The sequence below is a fragment of the Mycolicibacterium aubagnense genome (assembly GCF_010730955.1).
Lineage (GTDB): Bacteria > Actinomycetota > Actinomycetes > Mycobacteriales > Mycobacteriaceae > Mycobacterium > Mycobacterium aubagnense.
In genome coordinates this window covers 847,853-864,461 of record NZ_AP022577.1, presented here as the reverse complement: position 1 = coordinate 864,461, position 16,609 = coordinate 847,853, and the positions used below count along the sequence as shown (strand labels likewise).

Sequence of the window (16,609 nt, the reverse complement as noted above, 5' to 3'; positions counted from 1 at the left end):
TGATTCTTCGAGAGACCGTCCAAAGTCACTCGAGCAAAGGAATCGACGCGATGACCACTGCCCACAATATCGATCTGCCCACTGTGCTGGCCGAACGACTCACCACTGCCCATCCCGACGTGCTGCGCGAGCTGCTGGCCACGTTCATCCACACCCTGATGGGCGCCGAAGCCGACGCCCTATGCGGTGCCGGCTACGGCGAACGCTCGGCTGAGCGCACCAATTCCCGCAACGGCTACCGACACCGTCAATTCGACACCCGTGCAGGGACTTTGGATCTTGCGATCCCGAAGCTGCGGCAAGGATCCTACTTCCCGGACTGGCTGCTGGAGCGCCGTAAACGCGCCGAGCGGGCCCTGACCACGGTGGTGGCGACGTGTTACCTGCTTGGTGTCTCGACGCGGCGGATGGACAAGCTGGTCGAGACCCTGGGCATCACGTCGTTGTCGAAGTCGCAGGTGTCGGTGATGGCCAAGGAACTCGACGCCGCCGTGGAGGCGTTCCGGACCCGGCCGCTCGATGCCGGCCCGTATACGTTCGTCGCTGCGGACGCTCTGGTGCTCAAGGTGCGTGAAGCCGGCCGGGTGGTCAACGTGCACGCCCTGATCGCCGTCGGGGTCAACGCCGAGGGCTACCGCGAGATCCTGGGAATCGATGTCACGACCGCTGAGGACGGGCGGGCTGGTTGACGTTCTGGCGGTCGTTGACCGCCCGCGGCCTGTCCGGGGTCAAACTGGTCACCAGCGACGCCCACGCCGGGCTGGTCGCCGCCATCGGGGCCACCCTGCCCGGAGCGGCGTGGCAGCGCTGCAGAACCCACTACACGACCAACCTGATGTCCGTCACTCCCAAGAGTTCGTGGCCCTGGGTGCACCCTGCTGCACTCGGTGTTCGACCAACCTGACGCTGAATCCGTTGCTGCTCAATATGATCGGATCATCGACGCATTGTCCGACAAGCTGCCCAATGTCGCCGATCACCTCGAAGCGGCGCGGCCGGATCTGCTGGCGTTCACCGCGTTCCCCAAGCAGATCTGGCGCCAGATCTGGAGCAACAATCCCCAGGAACGACTCAACAAGGAGATCCGCCGGCGCACCGACGTCGTGGGCATCTTCCCCGACCGCGCGGCCCTGATCCGTCTCGTCGGAGCAGTGCTGGCCGAACAACACGACGAATGGGCCGAGTCGCGGCGCTACCTCGGCCTCGACGTTCTGAGCAAATCACGCACCGTCAACGACACCCCAACCGAACAGGAGGCTACCCCCGCGGCACTGCCCGCCTGACCCAACTACCTCGAAGAATCACACGACGACGTCATACACCACGTCCCTGGACTTGACCGCGTCATTCAGAACAGACGCGACGAAGCGATTGCGGGGGCTGTGCCGTGAGCTTCCGCTCCCGTGGGCGAACACCACGATTCCTTGCGCACGTTCAGGAATTGTGAGGCGTCCCGCGAGCTGGACCGCACCGGCGTCGACGCAGATTTCCGCATCGCGGAGCATGCGAACGGGCGCGCGCTTGTTCGTCGCCGCTTCTCGGTAGCTGGCCCCGGCCCGGGCGTGCAGCCTGAGCACCTCGTCATCCGACATCGGTGCGAACGCGTCGTACGCCTGCCGTACCGCCCGGAAAGCTGCGGGCGTTTCGAGACAGACCACCTCGTCGGCATATCCGTCCATGATCTCGAGCAGGTCCGGCGGCCCCACGGGGACAGCCAGCACCACCTTGCGCGCGCCCTGTGCCCGGGCGACTTGGCAGGCTGCTCTGGCCGTCGTACCCGTCTCGATGCCGTCGTCGACGATCACCGCGATCCGGCCGACCAACGGGATTCGTTCCCGCCCATGGCGAAACCGGTCGAGTTGGCGATGTAGTTCGGCGCGTTCTTTGCGTTCGATTTCGTCGACATCCTGGGCATTGAGACTGGCGGCGCGCACGATCGGATCGTTGACCACCCGCGGTGTGTCCTCGCCGATGGCGCCGAAGACCAGCTCGGGTCGGAAGGGCACGCTGAGCTTGCGAATTGCCAGAACGTCCAATGGGGCCGTCAGAGCTTGCGCCACCTCGAAGGCGACCGGCACTCCGCCGCGCGGCAGGCCCAGGACCACAATGTCCTGGCCGCGGAGGTATTCCAGTTGATGCGCCAACTGACGGCCAGCGTCTGAGCGATCAACAAACAGCGTCATGCCCGTGAGCATTACCCCGAGCAGGGCATGACGCTATGGCATTTGGTCCCCGAACCTGCCGACCAGAGTCCTGTTCGGGGACTCCGGACATAAGCCCTACCAGATTCGTTACTTCGGTCCCTACCACCTGCGGAACCCCACGTGGTGGGCTGGAATGTGCGCTGGTAGGCGGGCGCGCGCAACCGAGCCGTTGTCGGGCAAGATAATTGGAGTTGACGAGATGGAACCTGGAATCCCTCTGGGGCGAGTGGCGGGGATTCCGCTGAGTGTGCACTGGAGCGTGCTCGTCATCCTCTGGTTGTTCGGGTGGAGCCTGGCTGATTCCTTGCCCGCGACGGCGCCCGGCCACTCCACCGGGATCTACTGGCTGGCCGGACTGTCCGGGGCGGTCGTGCTCATCCTGTCGGTGTTTGCCCACGAGCTGACTCACGCGTTCGTAGCGCGCCGGTACGGCGTCGAGGTCCACGGCATCCAAATGTGGTTGTTCGGAGGTATCGCACAGCTCGAGAGCGAAGCGAAGGACGCGAGAGCCGAGTTCCGGATTGCCGCTTCGGGCCCGGTGACAAGTCTGATCTTGGCAGGGCTGTTTGCCGCGGTGGCAACCGCCCTGCGCGGCGTCGCCGGCGCAGACATTGTCACCGCCGTCATCTGGTGGCTGGCCGCAATCAACGTGGTGGTCGGACTGTTCAATCTGCTGCCCGGCGCCCCGCTGGACGGCGGGCGGATCCTTCGTGCCTACCTGTGGAAGCGACACGGCGATGCGGAGCGCGCCGCGACCCAGTCGCTCCGGGCGGGGCGCGTCCTGGCCTACATGCTCATCGGTGTCGGACTGTTCGAGTTCCTCAGGGGCATCACCGTCGGCGGGGTTTGGCTGGTGTTCATCGGTTGGTTCTTGCTGAGTGCGGCGCGCACAGAGCAGATGACGCGGTGGACCCGCCGGGCACTCGCCGGCTTGGCTGTCGCTGACGTCATGACCGCGCACCCTCATACGGCGCCCGGCTGGATCTCGGTGGACGAGTTCATCCAGCGTTACCTGCTCGGCGACCGGCACTCGGCGTATCCGGTCGAGGACCGGAACGGAGACATCACCGGCCTGATCACGCTCAGGCAATTGCGGAACATTGCACCGGAATTGCGGGTCAGTACGCTGGTCAGCGAAGCGGCGATCCCACGAGATCGGGTGCCTGAAACCAACATTCACGAATCGATCACCGACCTCCTCGGGCGGCTGGATCCGGCGTGCGGGAGCCGGGCACTCGTCGTCGATGCGGGACGGGTCGTTGGGATCGTCACTGCCGAGGACATTCTCCGGTTGGTCGACGTGCGCGCCCTTGCCGTGCAGGCCTGACGGTTCGGCGGTGGTCTGTTACTTCTGCAGGGTGAATTGGTTGACGTCGACTTGTCTGAGCCGGAACATGTCGGCGCAGCCGGTCAGGTATTTCATGTAGCGGTCGTAGACCTCGACTGATTGGATGGCGATTGCTTCGTGGCGGTGTGTTTCGAGCGCTTCTGCCCAGTGGTCCAGGGTTGTCGCGTAGTGGGGTTGCAGTGATTGCACCCGGGTCACCCGGAACCCCGCCGCGGCGGCGTGCTGACGCACCATCGCCGCTGACGGTAGCCGGGCGCCCGAGAAGAACTCGGTCGTGATGAACTGGATGAAACTGATTCGTCCTGCCGGCAGTGGTGGCGTCGCGTAACGCGGGTCAAGGCCGCAGATGGTGTGTAGCAGCATGACGCCGTCCGGCGGTAGGGCGTCGTAGGCCATGCGGAAGAAGGCGGGGTAGCGGTCGTGGCCGAAGTGTTCGAAGGCGCCGATGGACACGATTCGGTCGACGGGTTCGTCGAACTGTTCCCAGCCCTGTAGCAGGACGCGGCGCGAGCGTGTGGTGTTCATGCCGTCGAGCAGCTGTTCTACGTGCGTGGCCTGGTTCTTGGACAGTGTCAGCCCGATGACGTTCACGTCGTGGTTTTCGACGGCGCGGCGCATGGCTGCGCCCCAGCCGCAGCCGATATCGAGCAGTGTCATGCCGGGTGCTAGGCCCAGTTTTCCGAGGGCTAGATCGATCTTGGCCGTTTGGGCCTGTTCCAGGGTCATGTCGTCGCGCTCGAAGTATGCGCAGCTGTAGGTCTGGCTGGGGTCGAGGAAGAGCCGGAAGAAGTCGTCCGAGAGGTCGTAGTGCGCCTGGACGTCCGCGAAATGCGGGGTGAGTTTGCTTGCCATGGCGTTCCTTTCTGGCAGATCACCAGGACCCAGGGCCGATAGCGGATGGGCAGTCGAGGGTGGCATCGCCAACGATCATGCTGTGCCGGTGCCGATCTCGGATCCCGGCACCGGTGCTCGGTGGGAGCCGGTCGAGGGTGGCTTGATTGCGTAGCCGATCAGCCGGATCGCGACACAGCGAGTCAGGCGCGCGCTGAGGGCTGCGGCGCGAACCATGATCCGCACGGTGCTGCGTATCTTGTTCATCAACTTTCTCCTAAAGGCTTGCTGCCCTGCCGATTTGCATACTCCGAACGGGTCCGCGGCCGTCGAGGACCGCCGCGGGCCCGCCCAATGTGTCGGCGGTGAGCGATCCCTATTTCGGTGGGATGAGCACCGTGTCGATCATGTAGACGGTGGCGTTGGCAGTCTTCACTCCGCCACATACCAGTTCGGCGTTGTCGACCTTGAGGTCAGCACCCGTGCCGGTCACATTCACCGCCGCGCTCTCCAGCGTGGTATGCGCGCCAGCAACCACATCCGGCGAGAGCTGGCCCTGCACAACGTGATAGGTGAGAATCTTGGTCAGCGCGGCGGAGTCGGTCTTCAGTGAATCCAGGGTCGACGGCGACAGTTTTTTGAAGGCGTCGTCGGTCGGCGCGAACACCGTGAATTGGCCGCCGTTGAGCGTCTCCACCAGGTTGACGTTCGGGTTCAATTTGCCTGACAGTGCCGCTGTCAGAGTAGTCAGCATCGGGTTGTTCGACGCGGCCACGGCCACAGGATCTGCGGCCATGCCGGCTACCGAACCCGGCCCGGTCGGAACCTTTTGTGCATACGCCGCGCACCCCGCGCCCACCAATCCGGAGGCCGCGCCGGCAGGCTCGGTGGTTGCCGCGGCACCGGCCGCCGACGCGGCGTTACTGGTTGTCGATGCTGCGGTCGATTCACGCGCGCTGTCGTTGGAGCACGCCGTCAAGGCGATCGCGGCGAGAACCGACATGCCGGCCGCGGCGGCCCGCGGGTGATACGTGTGCTGCATCCATCTCTCCTTCTCATGGACGACCGATGTCGCCGTTATTGGTGTGCAGTCATTGATTCGCTGCCGAGGCCTTCGCGGATGGGCCGATGGTGGAATTGCCATATCTGCGGGCACTTTCGCGCCCATCCGGTGAGCGCCTGGCAGCGAACCACAGGCATGGTCTCTGTGATACTGATCGGCGTCCTGGGCGGGCTCATCACCGGTATCTCGCCGTGTATCGTGCCCGTGCTGCCGGTGATCTTCCTGTCGGGATCCGCGGGTGTTCGGCGCCCGCTGCTGGTGGTCGCCGGTCTGGTGCTGAGCTTCAGCATCAGCACACTGCTGGGTTCGATGCTGCTGCAGTTATTTTCCCTGCCCGCCAACGTGATTCGGGGGACTGGCTTGATCATGTTGGCTCTTATCGGGCTCGGCCTGATCTTCCCCGCCGTCGAGTCGGTATTGGAGCGGCCATTTGCCCGGATACCGCAACCGGCGGTCAGCACGTCGCGTGGCGGGTTCGGATTGGGTTTGGTGCTCGGTCTGGTGTTCGTGCCGTGCGCCGGTCCGGTGTTGGCGGCGATCGTGGTCGCCGGCGCTACCGGGTCGATCGGGCCGTCGGCGATCGCGCTGACGATCGCGTTCGGGATTGGTGTAGGCGTCCCCTTGGCGGTGTTCGCGCTCGCTGGGCAGCAGATCACCAATCGTGTCAGTGCTTTTCGGCGCCGGCAACGCGGGATCCGCGTTGCCGGCGGAGTGACCATGATCGTGTTGTCGGTCGCGCTGGCGCTCGATCTTCCTGCCACGCTGCAGCGGGCGATACCCGACTACACCACAGCACTGCAGCACCGTGGTGGCGCCGACCAGATAGAACAGAAGCTCAACTTGGGCGGCATCATCACCGATGAGAACCGGCGACTGTCCAACTGCCACAACGGAAGCCACCAGCTCGAAGACTGTGGACCGGCGCCGGGATTGACCGGCATCGACCGGTGGCTGAACAGCTCGCCGCTGGTCCTCGCAGCACTGCGCGGAAAAGTGGTGCTCATCGACTTCTGGGCGTACTCATGCATCAACTGCCAACGTTCGATTCCACACGTCATCGCCTGGTCCAACCGGTATCGCGATGACGGCTTGGTGGTCGTCGGCGTACACACGCCGGAATATGCTTTCGAGAAAATTCCGGCGAACGTCGCCGACGGCGCGAGAAAGCTGGGCATCACCTATCCGATCGCCATGGACAACAACTTCTCGACATGGACCAACTATCGCAACCGGTACTGGCCCGCCCGCTACCTGATCGATGCGCACGGCCATGTCCGGCAGATCACGTTCGGGGAAGGCGGCTACGACGTCACCGAAAATCTGATCCGGCAGCTGCTCATCGACGCCGACGCCGCGGTAAATCTGCCGTCACCAACGGATCTCGTCGATGCCACCCCTACGTCCGGTCAGACACCAGAAACGTTCTTGTCCGTCGGCAAGGTCGTCAACTACGCCGGTCCCGGACGTTACGACCAAGGCGAGGCCAGCTTCTCCTACCCGCAGGCCCAGCCCGATGACACCTTCGCGTTGAGCGGCCGGTGGTTGGTGGATTATCAGGGCGCGACGGCTCGGAGCGAGACGTCAGCTATCCGACTGCGCTATCACGCCAAGTCGGTGTATATCGTCGCCGGAGGGAAGGGCTCACTGACCGTCGATCACGACGGTGCGCTGACCACCGTGCCGGTCGACGGCCCGCCCAACACCTATCGGCTCGCGGCCGCCGACGGACCAGAACCAGGGCAGCTGGAAGTTCGGCCGAGCCAAGGGCTGCAAGTGTATTCGTTCGCCTACGGCTGACCGACGACAACACTTCACATCCGGCATCGACACGCGAAGCGGCGGCTCTCCACACATCGGACCATCGGATTTGCAGTTCTCACCTATCCGAACCCGTCCGGGTGCCGAATACCTGAGCGTCACCACCTGACATCGGTCGGGCACCGCACTACAACGGAGGGTTTGCACCAATGAACAGCAAGCGACTGACAACTGTGATTGCGGCGGCCGTCATCGCCGGCAGCATCGTGCCGCTGTCAGCGGCGACGGCGAATGCCGTGCCCATGGACTCATTGGTGGGTCCGGGCTGCGCGGGCTACGCCAAGCAAGTGCCGACCGGGCCCGGCTCAGTGGCCGGCATGGCCGCTGACCCCGTCGCCGTGGCGGCATCGAACAACCCAATCCTGACCACGCTCACGGCAGCCGTTTCCGGCAAGCTGAACCCGAACGTCAATCTGGTCGACACTCTCAATGGTGGCGAGTTCACCGTCTTCGCACCTGTCGACGATGCCTTCGCCAAGCTGCCGTCGAGCACGGTCGATGCGCTCAAGACCGATTCGGCCGCATTGACCAGCATCCTCACCTACCACGTCGTCCCGGGGCGGCTCAGCCCGCGCGACGTCGTCGGCACCCACCCGACCGTGCAGGGCCAGCCGCTGACCGTCACCGGTACGGGCAACACCATGAAGGTCAATAACGCTCACATCGTCTGTGGCGGTGTACAAACCGCCAACGCCACGGTGTACATGATCGACACTGTGCTCACCCCGCCGGCTCAGTCCTGATGGTTTCCGCATTCGTGGTCGAAGCGAGTATCGAATGACGAGCCGGTACGACGTGGTAGTTGTGGGCGGCGGCCCGGCCGGGGCTGCCGCCGCGTGGCAGGCGACGCAGGCCGGCGCCCGGGTGGTGGTGTTCGACAAGGCGCAGTTTCCGCGTGACAAGCCGTGTGGCGACGGCTTGACGCCGCGGGCGGTCAGCTTCATCCAGAAGATGGGGTTGGCCGAGGAGGTCGCCAAGTTCCACCGGGTCGATCGCGCCACCGTCTATAGCCCGAGCCGATGGGATCTGGCGTTCCCGGACCGCCCGGGGATGCCCGATCACGGGCACGTCGCACGGCGTCTGGAGCTGGACCTGATGCTGCTTGATCGCGCGGAATTCTGCGGCGCCGAGGTACGCCGCGGCACCGAAGTCGTGGCGCCCATCGTCGACGAACACGGCCGGGCCAGCGGCGTCGTTCTCAAGAGCGGCGAACGGGTTTTCGCTGATGCAGTGATAGCCACCGACGGTGCTCATTCGCCGATCAAGCGGGCGCTGGGCCTGTCCTCGCGTCACAGCGGCGGCTACTCCGCCATCGCGATCCGCGCCGAGATGACTGCCAATCGCCCGGACGCCGATTCGCTCGACGTTCATTTGCAGTTGAGATTCCGTGGTGATCAATTGCCCGGTTACGGCTGGGTGTTCCCACTGGGCGGTGGCCGAGTCAACGTCGGGCTGGGATATGTCAACAGCTACAAGAATTGGCGGCAGATCAACGCGACGCAGCTGCTCAGCGAGTTCCTCGCCGGCCTGCCTGCCGACTGGGAGCTGCCGACGATCGGCGAATTGAGGAAAACGAAAGCGGTGCAGGCGTGGCGGCTGCCCATGGGCTTTACCGCGTGGCCGCCCTGGCGGCCGGGCGTCCTGTTCGCGGGCGACGCGCTCGGCGCCGCCCGGCCTGCGTCAGGCGCGGGAATATCGAAAGCCCTGCAATCCGGGCTGGCCGCCGGTGAATGTGCTGTTGCGGCGCTGATCAATGGTGGCCCCGACGACTTCACCAACTATGCCCAGCGAGTACAGGAGGCCTGGGGCAAGGAATACCGACGCGGGCGAAGGTTCCATCGATTGGTCGGTATGCCAGCTGTCGCAAACGCGGGTGTACATGCGCTCGACGCTCTGAGCAACCCGTCGATTCGCGCGCGGCTGCTGTTCTGGGAGAAGTGGGCCACTCCCTAGCGTGCATCCACCCGGGGTGAGCGCCGCGCCCGCTCACCCCGGGGTGGGTCCGCGCCTAACCGCGCGTCTTGCAGTAAGTGGCGAGGGTGACGTCGAGCAGCCCTTCGGTGAAGTAACGCTCACAACCGCGCAGGTACTTCATGAAACGCTGATAGACCTCTTCCGATTGGACGTCGACGGCCCGCTGGCGGTTGGCCTCCAGTGCGTTGCCCCACATGTGCAATGTCCGGATGTAGTGGGATCGCAGTGATATCGCCTCGGGGACAACGAATCCGGCCCGTTCGCCGTGCTCGATCATCATGTCCGTAGTCGGAATTCGCCCACCCGGGAAGATTTCGGTGACAATGAACTTGATGAAGCGCGCGGTTTCGAACGTAACTTTCTTGCCGTCCGCGTTCAACTGATACGGATGGAAGCCGACGCTGCTCTGTATGGCCATGCGGCCGTCCTCCGGAAGGATTTCGAAGCAGTTCTTGAAGAAATCCGGATAGCGGTCGAAACCGAAGTGCTCGAAGGCTTCGATGGACACGATCCGGTCGACGGGTTCGTCGAACTCTTCCCACCCGTGCAGCAGCACCCGGTGAGTCCGGTCTGTGTCGATGCTGTCGAGGAGCTGTTGGGTGAAGGCCTGCTGGTTCTTTGACAGCGTGAGTCCGATGACATTGACGTCGTACTTCTCGACGGCACGCTTGGCGGTGGCACCCCAACCACAGCCGATGTCCAACAACGTCATGCCAGGTTTGAGGTCGAGCTTGTCGAGGTTGAGGTCGATCTTCGCGATCTGCGCCTGTTCGAGTGACAGGGTTTCGGGTTCGAAGTAGGCGCAGCTGTAGGTCCGCGACGGGTCTTGGAAAAGGGCGAAGAAATCGTCCGACAGGTCGTAATGCGCTTGAACTTCCTCGAAATGCGGTCGCATTTCGTCTTGAGAACCAGGTGACATCAATATTGCCTTTCAGCCCGGCAGAACCTGCCGAGCGTATGGGTGACGGTTCGGCGGCGGTCTGTTACTTCTGCAGGGTGAATTGGTTGACGTCGACTTGTCTGAGCCGGAACATGTCGGCGCAGCCGGTCAGGTATTTCATGTAGCGGTCGTAGACCTCGACTGATTGGATAGCGATTGCTTCGTCGCGGTGTGTTTCGAGCGCTTCTGCCCAGTGGTCCAGGGTTGTGGCGTAGTGGGGTTGCAGGGATTGCACCCGGGTCACCCGGAACCCCGCCGCCGTAGCGTGCTCGTGAACCATCGAGATGGATGGCAGCCGGCCGCCGGGGAAGATCTCGGTGAGAATGAACTTCACGAACCTCGCCAACTCGAACGTCAGAGGTATGCCCAGTGCCGCGGCTTGACCCGCTTCGATACCGCAGATGGTGTGTAGCAGCATGACGCCGTCCGGCGGTAGGGCGTCGTAGGCCATGCGGAAGAAGGCGGGGTAGCGGTCGTGGCCGAAGTGTTCGAAGGCGCCGATGGACACGATGCGGTCGACGGGTTCGTCGAACTGTTCCCAGCCCTGTAGCAGGACGCGGCGCGAGCGTGTGGTGTTCATGCCGTCGAGCAGCTGTTCTACATGCGTGGCCTGGTTCTTGGACAGTGTCAGCCCGATGACGTTCACGTCGTGGTTTTCGACGGCGCGGCGCATGGCTGCGCCCCAGCCGCAGCCGATATCGAGCAGTGTCATGCCGGGTGCTAGGCCCAGTTTTCCGAGGGCTAGATCGATCTTGGCCGTTTGGGCCTGTTCCAGGGTCATGTCGTCGCGCTCGAAGTATGCGCAGCTGTAGGTCTGGCTGGGGTCGAGGAAGAGCCGGAAGAAGTCGTCCGAGAGGTCGTAGTGCGCCTGGACGTCCGCGAAATGCGGGGTGAGTTTGCTTGCCATGGCGTTCCTTTCTGGCAGATCACCAGGACCCACCGGAGGTGCGTGATGCTTCGATTACGTTCGTCCAGGCGGCGTTGTTCACCGCACCTGACAACCTGTATTCGTTGCTGGGTCACCGCCGGATGGGCGCATCAGCAAACTTTCTGCCACCAAATTCTCCCAATCGCTGAAGGCGACTAAGTGGCAGGCGCATCATCTCGGACATCGTCAGCGGGCAGGCCGGCAGACACAACGGAATGCCCAGAGCCCCAAGCGTGACGGCGTTGGGCGGCCGACGCTTACGTCAATTTGCCTTGCACTGCATGCTGATTGAGGTAGCGCACCACGTCGTCCAGGGTGCGCAGGGACGAATAGTCCTTTTCGGGGATATCCACGCGGAGTTGTTTGTGGATGCCGACCAGAAAGTTCAGCCAATCCATGGAATCGAGATCCACCTGGTCCCGGAGCGGCTGCTCGTCCCGGATATCGCCCGGGTCCACCTCGGGAGCGATCGCGGTCAAGATCGAGAGAACTTCCCCGCGAATGTCGTTGTCGCTCATAGCTTTCTCACTTGTCCAAGAGGTCAGGGCGTTGCAGCAGGTCGTTGATCGTGCTGAGGAAGAGCGCGCCGCGGTGTCCGTCGCTCGCCCGGTGGTCGGCTGCGAGTGAGGCATGCACCGTCGTGGCGATGCGTATCCCACCGTCGACGGCGCGAACTCGTGGTGCCGGCCTGCCGAACCCGACCAGCGCCACTTGCGGTGGATAGATCACGCCGAAAACGGTGTCGACCCCTTGCTCGCCGAGGTTGGTGACCGTGATGGTTGGGTCCGACATCTCCGAACTGCGCAGCGATCCCGCGCGGGCGCGGGCCACCAGATCCGACAGGTTGCTCATCAGGTCGTCGAGCTTCGTATCGCCGACGTCATGGATGGCGGGTGCGACCAAGCCGCCACTGCGTAGGGAGATCGCGACCCCGATGTGGACGCCGGGGGCAGGTTCGAACGTATCGCACCGCCAGAAGCCGTTGAAATCGTGGTAGCGCGCGGCGGCAAGGGCAACCGCCTTCAACTGCAGCACCGCGGGCAACACCCGTTCGGTGATCGGCCTGTCGGCGTTGCGTTCGGTCAACCAGGCGAGGGCCGCGTCCATGACGATCTCGTGGGCGAGGTAGTAGTGCGGAATCTCCCGCTTCGACCGGCTCATCGCGGCTGCAATGGATGTCCGCATCTGGGCGGCACGGTCGGCGGCGGTCGCCTTCGGTTTCGGCTGCGTCGCCACTGCCGCCCGCTCGACGTCGCCAATGGTGATCGATCCCTGCGGTCCCGTACCCGTCAGGGCGTCGACGTCGACACCTGTCGTCGCCGCGAGGCGACGGGCAGCGGGAGTCACCCACCGGCGCCGCTGGGGTGCGACGGCCGCCGGGGGTGGCCCGGCGGCCGTCGTCTTGCCGGTTGGTATCGGTGACGCTTGTCTTGGTGCCTCGCCGGCCGCCGTGCCGACCGCCGTGCCGACCGCCTGGCCGGCCGCCGTGCCGACCGCCTGGCCGGGCGCCTCGCCGGGCGCCAGCAGTGTCGCCAGCGGCGCACCGATGCGGACGGTGCGGCCGACGGGGACCAACAGTTCTCCGACTGTGCCCTCATGCCAGCATTCGATTTCGACGGCGGCCTTGGAGGTTTCCACGATTGCCACCACCTGGCCCCGGGTCACCATGTCTCCGGGTTTGATCAGCCATTCGTCGAGGGTGCCCTCGTCCATGTCGGAGCCCAGCGATGGCATGGTGAACTCGATCATCGTTGTTCACCGAAGAGGTTTTTCACCGCGGCGACGACAGCTTCGGGCTGCGGTAGCGTCGCGTACTCGAGATGTTTTGCGTAGGGGATGGGCACTTCGGCACTGCAGACCCGCGCAACTGGTGCGTCGAGGTCGAAGAAGGCGTTCTCCATGAGACGCGCGCTGATTTCGGCCGCCAAACTGCCGCTGCGCCAAGCCTCGTCGACGATCACCGCTCGATGCGTCTTGCGTACAGACGCAACGATGGTGTCGGTATCGAGCGGCCGCAGGACCCGCAAATCGATTACCTCACAATCGAAACCGTCCAATGTCAGGGTGTCGGCCGCGTCGAGGGCCTTGGGCAGCGTTCCGCCGTAGGCGATCACTGTGACGTCGGACCCGGCCCGGCGTATCGCCGCGCGCGAAATATCGGTCGGAACCAGCCCATCGACCTCGGCCGAACTGTTGTAGAGCTGGACGTGTTCGAAGATCACCACCGGATCCGGGGCGGCCAGCGCCGTGCCCAGCATGCCGTACGCATCGGACACGGTCGCCGGCGCGAGCACCGTGATGCCCGGAATATGGGCGTACCAGCACTCCAGGCTGTGGGAATGTTGAGCCGCGAGTTGACGTCCAGCTCCGGTGGCCATTCGGACAACCAGCGGGACCGAGAACTGGCCGCCGGACATATGCCGCAGTGCCGCAGCGGTATTGACGATCTGGTCCAGGGCGAGCAAGCTGAAGTTCACCGTCATGATTTCGACGATCGGACGCAGACCGCCCAGCGCCGCGCCGATGCCGACTCCGACGAAACCCAGCTCTGACAACGGGGTATCACGAACCCGTTCGGGACCGAATTCATCGAGCAGCCCCTTGGATGCCGCGTAGGTCCCGCCGTATCGGCCGACGTCTTCGCCCATCAACACGACGCGGGGGTCATTGAGCAAGGCGTCGCGAAGGGCATCGTGTACTGCGGTGCGGTATGCGGTCTTCATCGGGCCGATTCCGGAGTCAGCACGTCGCGTTCAAGGTCTTCGACATCCTCCCAGGTTCCAGCCTCGGCGAACGCGACGGCGTCATCGATCTCGCGCTCAGCGGTTTCCTCGATCGCGGTGACGTCGTCCGGGGCAAGCGTGCCGTCTTGCAGCGAGGTGGCGGTGAACTGGGATATCGGATCACGTGTGCGCCAGTGCTCGACTTCGGCCTTGTCGCGATACAGCTCGGGGTCGAACATCGAATGAGCACGGAACCGGTACGTGCGGAACTCGACGAAGAATGGGCCGCCTTCGGTGCGGATGTGTGCCGCGGCCTCCCGGGCGGCGCCATGGCACGCGGTGACGTCCATCCCGTCGACAGCCAGTGTCGGCACCCGATACGACGCCGCCTTGGCGGTGAGATCGGTCTGCGACTGCGCCCGCGACAACGCCGTACCCATCGCGTAAAGGTTGTTCTCGCAACAGAACAAGACCGGTAACTGCCACAGTGCGGCCATGTTCAGCGATTCGTGGAAGGCCCCCTCCGCGACCGCTCCGTCGCCGAAATAGCAAGCGGTGAGCCGATTTCCATGTTGCGTGGCATCCGCCAGCGCCAGACCCACCGCGAGCGGCAGGCCGGCCGCGACGATGGCGTTGCCCCCGTAGAAGCGCCTGGCGGCGTCGAAGAGGTGCATCGACCCGCCGCGCCCGCGCGAGCAGCCTTCGCGCTTGCCGAACATCTCGGCCATGATCGCCGTCATCGGGATGCCTCGCAGTAGCGCGTGGGCATGCTCGCGATAGGTGGCCACTACCGCGTCGTCAGGCCCCAGCGCGCGAAGCGACCCGGCCGCGACGGCCTCCTGGCCGACATACAGGTGCAGGAAGCCGCGAATCTTGGTCTGCCCATACAGTTCTGCGCAGCGTTCCTCCATGCGGCGCACGCGGACCATGTCCGAAAGCAGGCCCAGTGTGAGCTCGTGGTTGAGCAGAGCGGGTGTCACTGCCGCACCTCGTGGTGCTGCCGAGCCTGCGACTCCTCGACGGCTGAGGTGTCACCTTCGGGGAGTCCCAATTCGCGGGCCTTGAGCAGACGTCGCATGATCTTGCCGCTGCGGGTGTGGGGCAGCGCATCGACGAATTCGATTTCCTTGGGCGCCACGGCGGCGCCGAGACGCTTGCGGGCGTAGCCGAGCAGCTCTCGTTGCAGCGCCTCGCCGCCAGAGACACCGTCTTTCAGCGTCACGAACGCCTTCACCACTTCTCCGACAGTTGGATCTGGTTTACCGATCACCGCAGCCTCGGCGACCGCTTCGTGGTCGGTCAGCACGCTTTCCACTTCGAACGGCCCGATGAGATGGCCCGCGGACTTGATCACGTCGTCGGCGCGCCCGACGAACCAGTAGTAGCCGTCAGAGTCGCGCTTCGCCAGATCGCCGGTGAGGTAGAAGTCGTCGGCGAAACACGATCGGTATCGCGCTTCCTCATGCAGGTAGCCGCGGAACATCGACGGCCAGCCGGGGCGCAGGGCCAACTCGCCCTCGGTGTCCGGGGCATCGATGACCGAAATCGTGTTGTCGTCGTTCCGGCGCACCAGATACGCGTCCACTCCCGGCAACGGGCGGCCCATCGAGCCGGGCTTGATATCGAAGGCCGGCGTGTTCGCGATCATGATGCCGCCGGTCTCGGTCTGCCACCAATTGTCGTGGATCGGTAGACCCAGCACGCGTTTTGCCCACCAGACAGCTTCGGGATTCAGCGGCTCGCCGACGCTGGCGATGAACCGCAGGTGCGGAAATCGGTACTGCGCGGCGAGTTCGGGCCCGGCCTTGATCAACATGCGTATTGCAGTGGGCGCGGTGTACCAGACTGTCACGTCGTCGTCGTGCAGGACGCGGTACCAACGTTCGGCATCGAACTCAGCCTCGTCGACGATCGATGTGACCCCGTGCAGCAGCGGTGCGATCACGCCGTAGGACATGCCGGTGACCCAGCCAGGATCGGCAGTGCACCAGAACACATCATCGGGGTGCAGATCGAGCGCGTAGAGCCCGGTCATGAAGTGCATGGCGACCGCACCGTGAACGTGGATCGCCCCCTTGGGCGTTCCTGTAGTGCCGCTGGTGAAGTGAAGCAGCGCCGGATCGTCTGCGGTGGTGGGGCAGACCGGTGCATCGTCGTCGACGTCAGCCATTCGGTTCCAGAAATCCAATGTCCCAGGGATCTCCGTGGCGTGGTCGATGTCCACGATGAGGATGTGCTTCACCGACGGGAGCTGGTCACGGATGGCGGCGATCCTGCGGTGATAGATGGGCGCGCTGGTGACGAGCACGTCGGCCGCACCGAGGTTGATCCGGGTGGAGATCGGTTCTGGTCCAAATGCCGAGAACAGCGGGCTCACCACGCAACCGTTTCGCAAGGCGCCCAAGACGGAGATGTACAGCTCCGGGCATCGGCCCATCATGGTGAAAACTCGGCCGCCCTTGCCGATGCCCAGTGCGCGAAGAACGTTGGTGAATCGGCGCGAGAGCTGGCCCAGCTCGCGATAGCTCAGATTGCGGCTGACCAACGAATGATCCCAGTCGGCGGCCGAAACGAACCGGAGTGCGGTGCGTGTTGCCGCCGGCCCCTGGGCGTGCCGGTCGAGCGCCGCATAGCCGATATTGCAGCCGCCCGGCCCCATGCCCTCGCACAGGTTCGGTACCTCAGACCAGGAGAAAGTGAGGCGCGTCTGCTCGTAGTCGCGCAGATTGGGCGGGACACGGCAATCGCGAGCGGTCTTGTGGATGACGGCGGCCACGGGA

General features: G+C 64.4%; 14 protein-coding genes and 2 pseudogenes. 5 read left to right on the top strand and 11 right to left on the bottom strand.

Going from position 1 to position 16,609, the window contains the following annotated elements:
• The first annotated feature begins 50 nt into the window (after positions 1 to 50).
• Positions 51 to 1,283, top strand: a pseudogene (locus G6N59_RS04355) (IS256 family transposase).
• Between the two features lie 57 nt (positions 1,284 to 1,340).
• On the opposite strand, the pseudogene G6N59_RS04350 reads toward G6N59_RS04355, so the two are convergent.
• Positions 1,341 to 2,183: pseudogene (locus tag G6N59_RS04350) on the bottom strand (phosphoribosyltransferase); the annotation flags it as partial.
• 220 nt (positions 2,184 to 2,403) lie between these two features.
• Between G6N59_RS04350 and G6N59_RS04345 the strand changes: the two are divergent.
• The gene (locus G6N59_RS04345; RefSeq protein WP_138233553.1) at positions 2,404 to 3,531 is read left to right on the top strand and encodes a site-2 protease family protein; all 1,128 of its coding nucleotides are present in this window, start codon (positions 2,404 to 2,406) and stop codon (positions 3,529 to 3,531) included.
• Between the two features lie 18 nt (positions 3,532 to 3,549).
• Here the strand turns inward: G6N59_RS04345 and G6N59_RS04340 are convergent, their stop codons facing one another.
• The 3 genes from G6N59_RS04340 to G6N59_RS04330 all read right to left on the bottom strand — a co-directional run bounded on the left by G6N59_RS04340 (position 3,550) and on the right by G6N59_RS04330 (position 5,425).
• Positions 3,550 to 4,404, bottom strand: a complete 855-nt coding sequence (locus G6N59_RS04340; protein WP_163910955.1) for a cyclopropane mycolic acid synthase family methyltransferase — start codon at positions 4,402 to 4,404, stop codon at positions 3,550 to 3,552.
• A gap of 75 nt (positions 4,405 to 4,479) precedes the next feature.
• Positions 4,480 to 4,650: a hypothetical protein gene (locus G6N59_RS04335; RefSeq protein WP_163910952.1), complete on the bottom strand. Its 171-nt coding sequence runs from the start codon at positions 4,648 to 4,650 to the stop codon at positions 4,480 to 4,482.
• 109 nt (positions 4,651 to 4,759) lie between these two features.
• Positions 4,760 to 5,425 (bottom strand): fasciclin domain-containing protein, encoded by a 666-nt coding sequence (locus G6N59_RS04330; RefSeq protein ID WP_138228349.1) that lies wholly within the window; start codon positions 5,423 to 5,425, stop codon positions 4,760 to 4,762.
• Between the two features lie 156 nt (positions 5,426 to 5,581).
• On the opposite strand from G6N59_RS04330, the gene G6N59_RS04325 reads away from it, so the two are divergent.
• The 3 genes from G6N59_RS04325 (at position 5,582) to G6N59_RS04315 (ending at position 9,217) form a co-directional block, all read left to right on the top strand.
• On the top strand, positions 5,582 to 7,243 hold the full coding sequence (locus tag G6N59_RS04325; RefSeq protein ID WP_138228350.1) for a cytochrome c biogenesis protein DipZ: 1,662 nt from the start codon (positions 5,582 to 5,584) through the stop codon (positions 7,241 to 7,243).
• Between the two features lie 170 nt (positions 7,244 to 7,413).
• On the top strand, positions 7,414 to 8,007 hold the full coding sequence (locus G6N59_RS04320; protein ID WP_138228351.1) for a fasciclin domain-containing protein: 594 nt from the start codon (positions 7,414 to 7,416) through the stop codon (positions 8,005 to 8,007).
• Between the two features lie 34 nt (positions 8,008 to 8,041).
• On the top strand, positions 8,042 to 9,217 hold the full coding sequence (locus G6N59_RS04315) for an NAD(P)/FAD-dependent oxidoreductase (RefSeq protein ID WP_138228352.1): 1,176 nt from the start codon (positions 8,042 to 8,044) through the stop codon (positions 9,215 to 9,217).
• A 55-nt stretch (positions 9,218 to 9,272) separates the two neighbouring features.
• Here the strand turns inward: G6N59_RS04315 and G6N59_RS04310 are convergent, their stop codons facing one another.
• The 7 genes from G6N59_RS04310 to acsA form a co-directional block, all read right to left on the bottom strand.
• Positions 9,273 to 10,157 carry a cyclopropane mycolic acid synthase family methyltransferase gene (locus tag G6N59_RS04310; protein WP_138228353.1) on the bottom strand — a complete coding sequence of 295 codons (885 nt, stop codon included), beginning with the start codon at positions 10,155 to 10,157 and terminating at the stop codon, positions 9,273 to 9,275.
• Positions 10,158 to 10,221: 64 nt separating this feature from the next.
• Positions 10,222 to 11,085 (bottom strand): cyclopropane mycolic acid synthase family methyltransferase, encoded by an 864-nt coding sequence (locus tag G6N59_RS04305; protein WP_163910949.1) that lies wholly within the window; start codon positions 11,083 to 11,085, stop codon positions 10,222 to 10,224.
• 278 nt (positions 11,086 to 11,363) lie between these two features.
• Positions 11,364 to 11,624: an acyl carrier protein gene (locus G6N59_RS04300; RefSeq protein WP_138228354.1), complete on the bottom strand. Its 261-nt coding sequence runs from the start codon at positions 11,622 to 11,624 to the stop codon at positions 11,364 to 11,366.
• Positions 11,625 to 11,631: 7 nt separating this feature from the next.
• Positions 11,632 to 12,855 carry a dihydrolipoamide acetyltransferase family protein gene (locus tag G6N59_RS04295; protein WP_138228355.1) on the bottom strand — a complete coding sequence of 408 codons (1,224 nt, stop codon included), beginning with the start codon at positions 12,853 to 12,855 and terminating at the stop codon, positions 11,632 to 11,634.
• Positions 12,852 to 13,829, bottom strand: a complete 978-nt coding sequence (locus G6N59_RS04290) for an alpha-ketoacid dehydrogenase subunit beta (protein ID WP_138228356.1) — start codon at positions 13,827 to 13,829, stop codon at positions 12,852 to 12,854. Before G6N59_RS04290 ends, G6N59_RS04295 begins: the two co-directional genes overlap by 4 nt.
• The gene (gene pdhA, locus G6N59_RS04285; protein ID WP_407665815.1) at positions 13,826 to 14,809 is read right to left on the bottom strand and encodes a pyruvate dehydrogenase (acetyl-transferring) E1 component subunit alpha; all 984 of its coding nucleotides are present in this window, start codon (positions 14,807 to 14,809) and stop codon (positions 13,826 to 13,828) included. The genes G6N59_RS04290 and pdhA overlap by 4 nt, the downstream gene beginning before the upstream one ends.
• Positions 14,806 to 16,605, bottom strand: a complete 1,800-nt coding sequence (acsA, locus tag G6N59_RS04280) for an acetate--CoA ligase (RefSeq protein WP_138228357.1) — start codon at positions 16,603 to 16,605, stop codon at positions 14,806 to 14,808. Before acsA ends, pdhA begins: the two co-directional genes overlap by 4 nt.
• Positions 16,606 to 16,609: the final 4 nt, after the last annotated feature.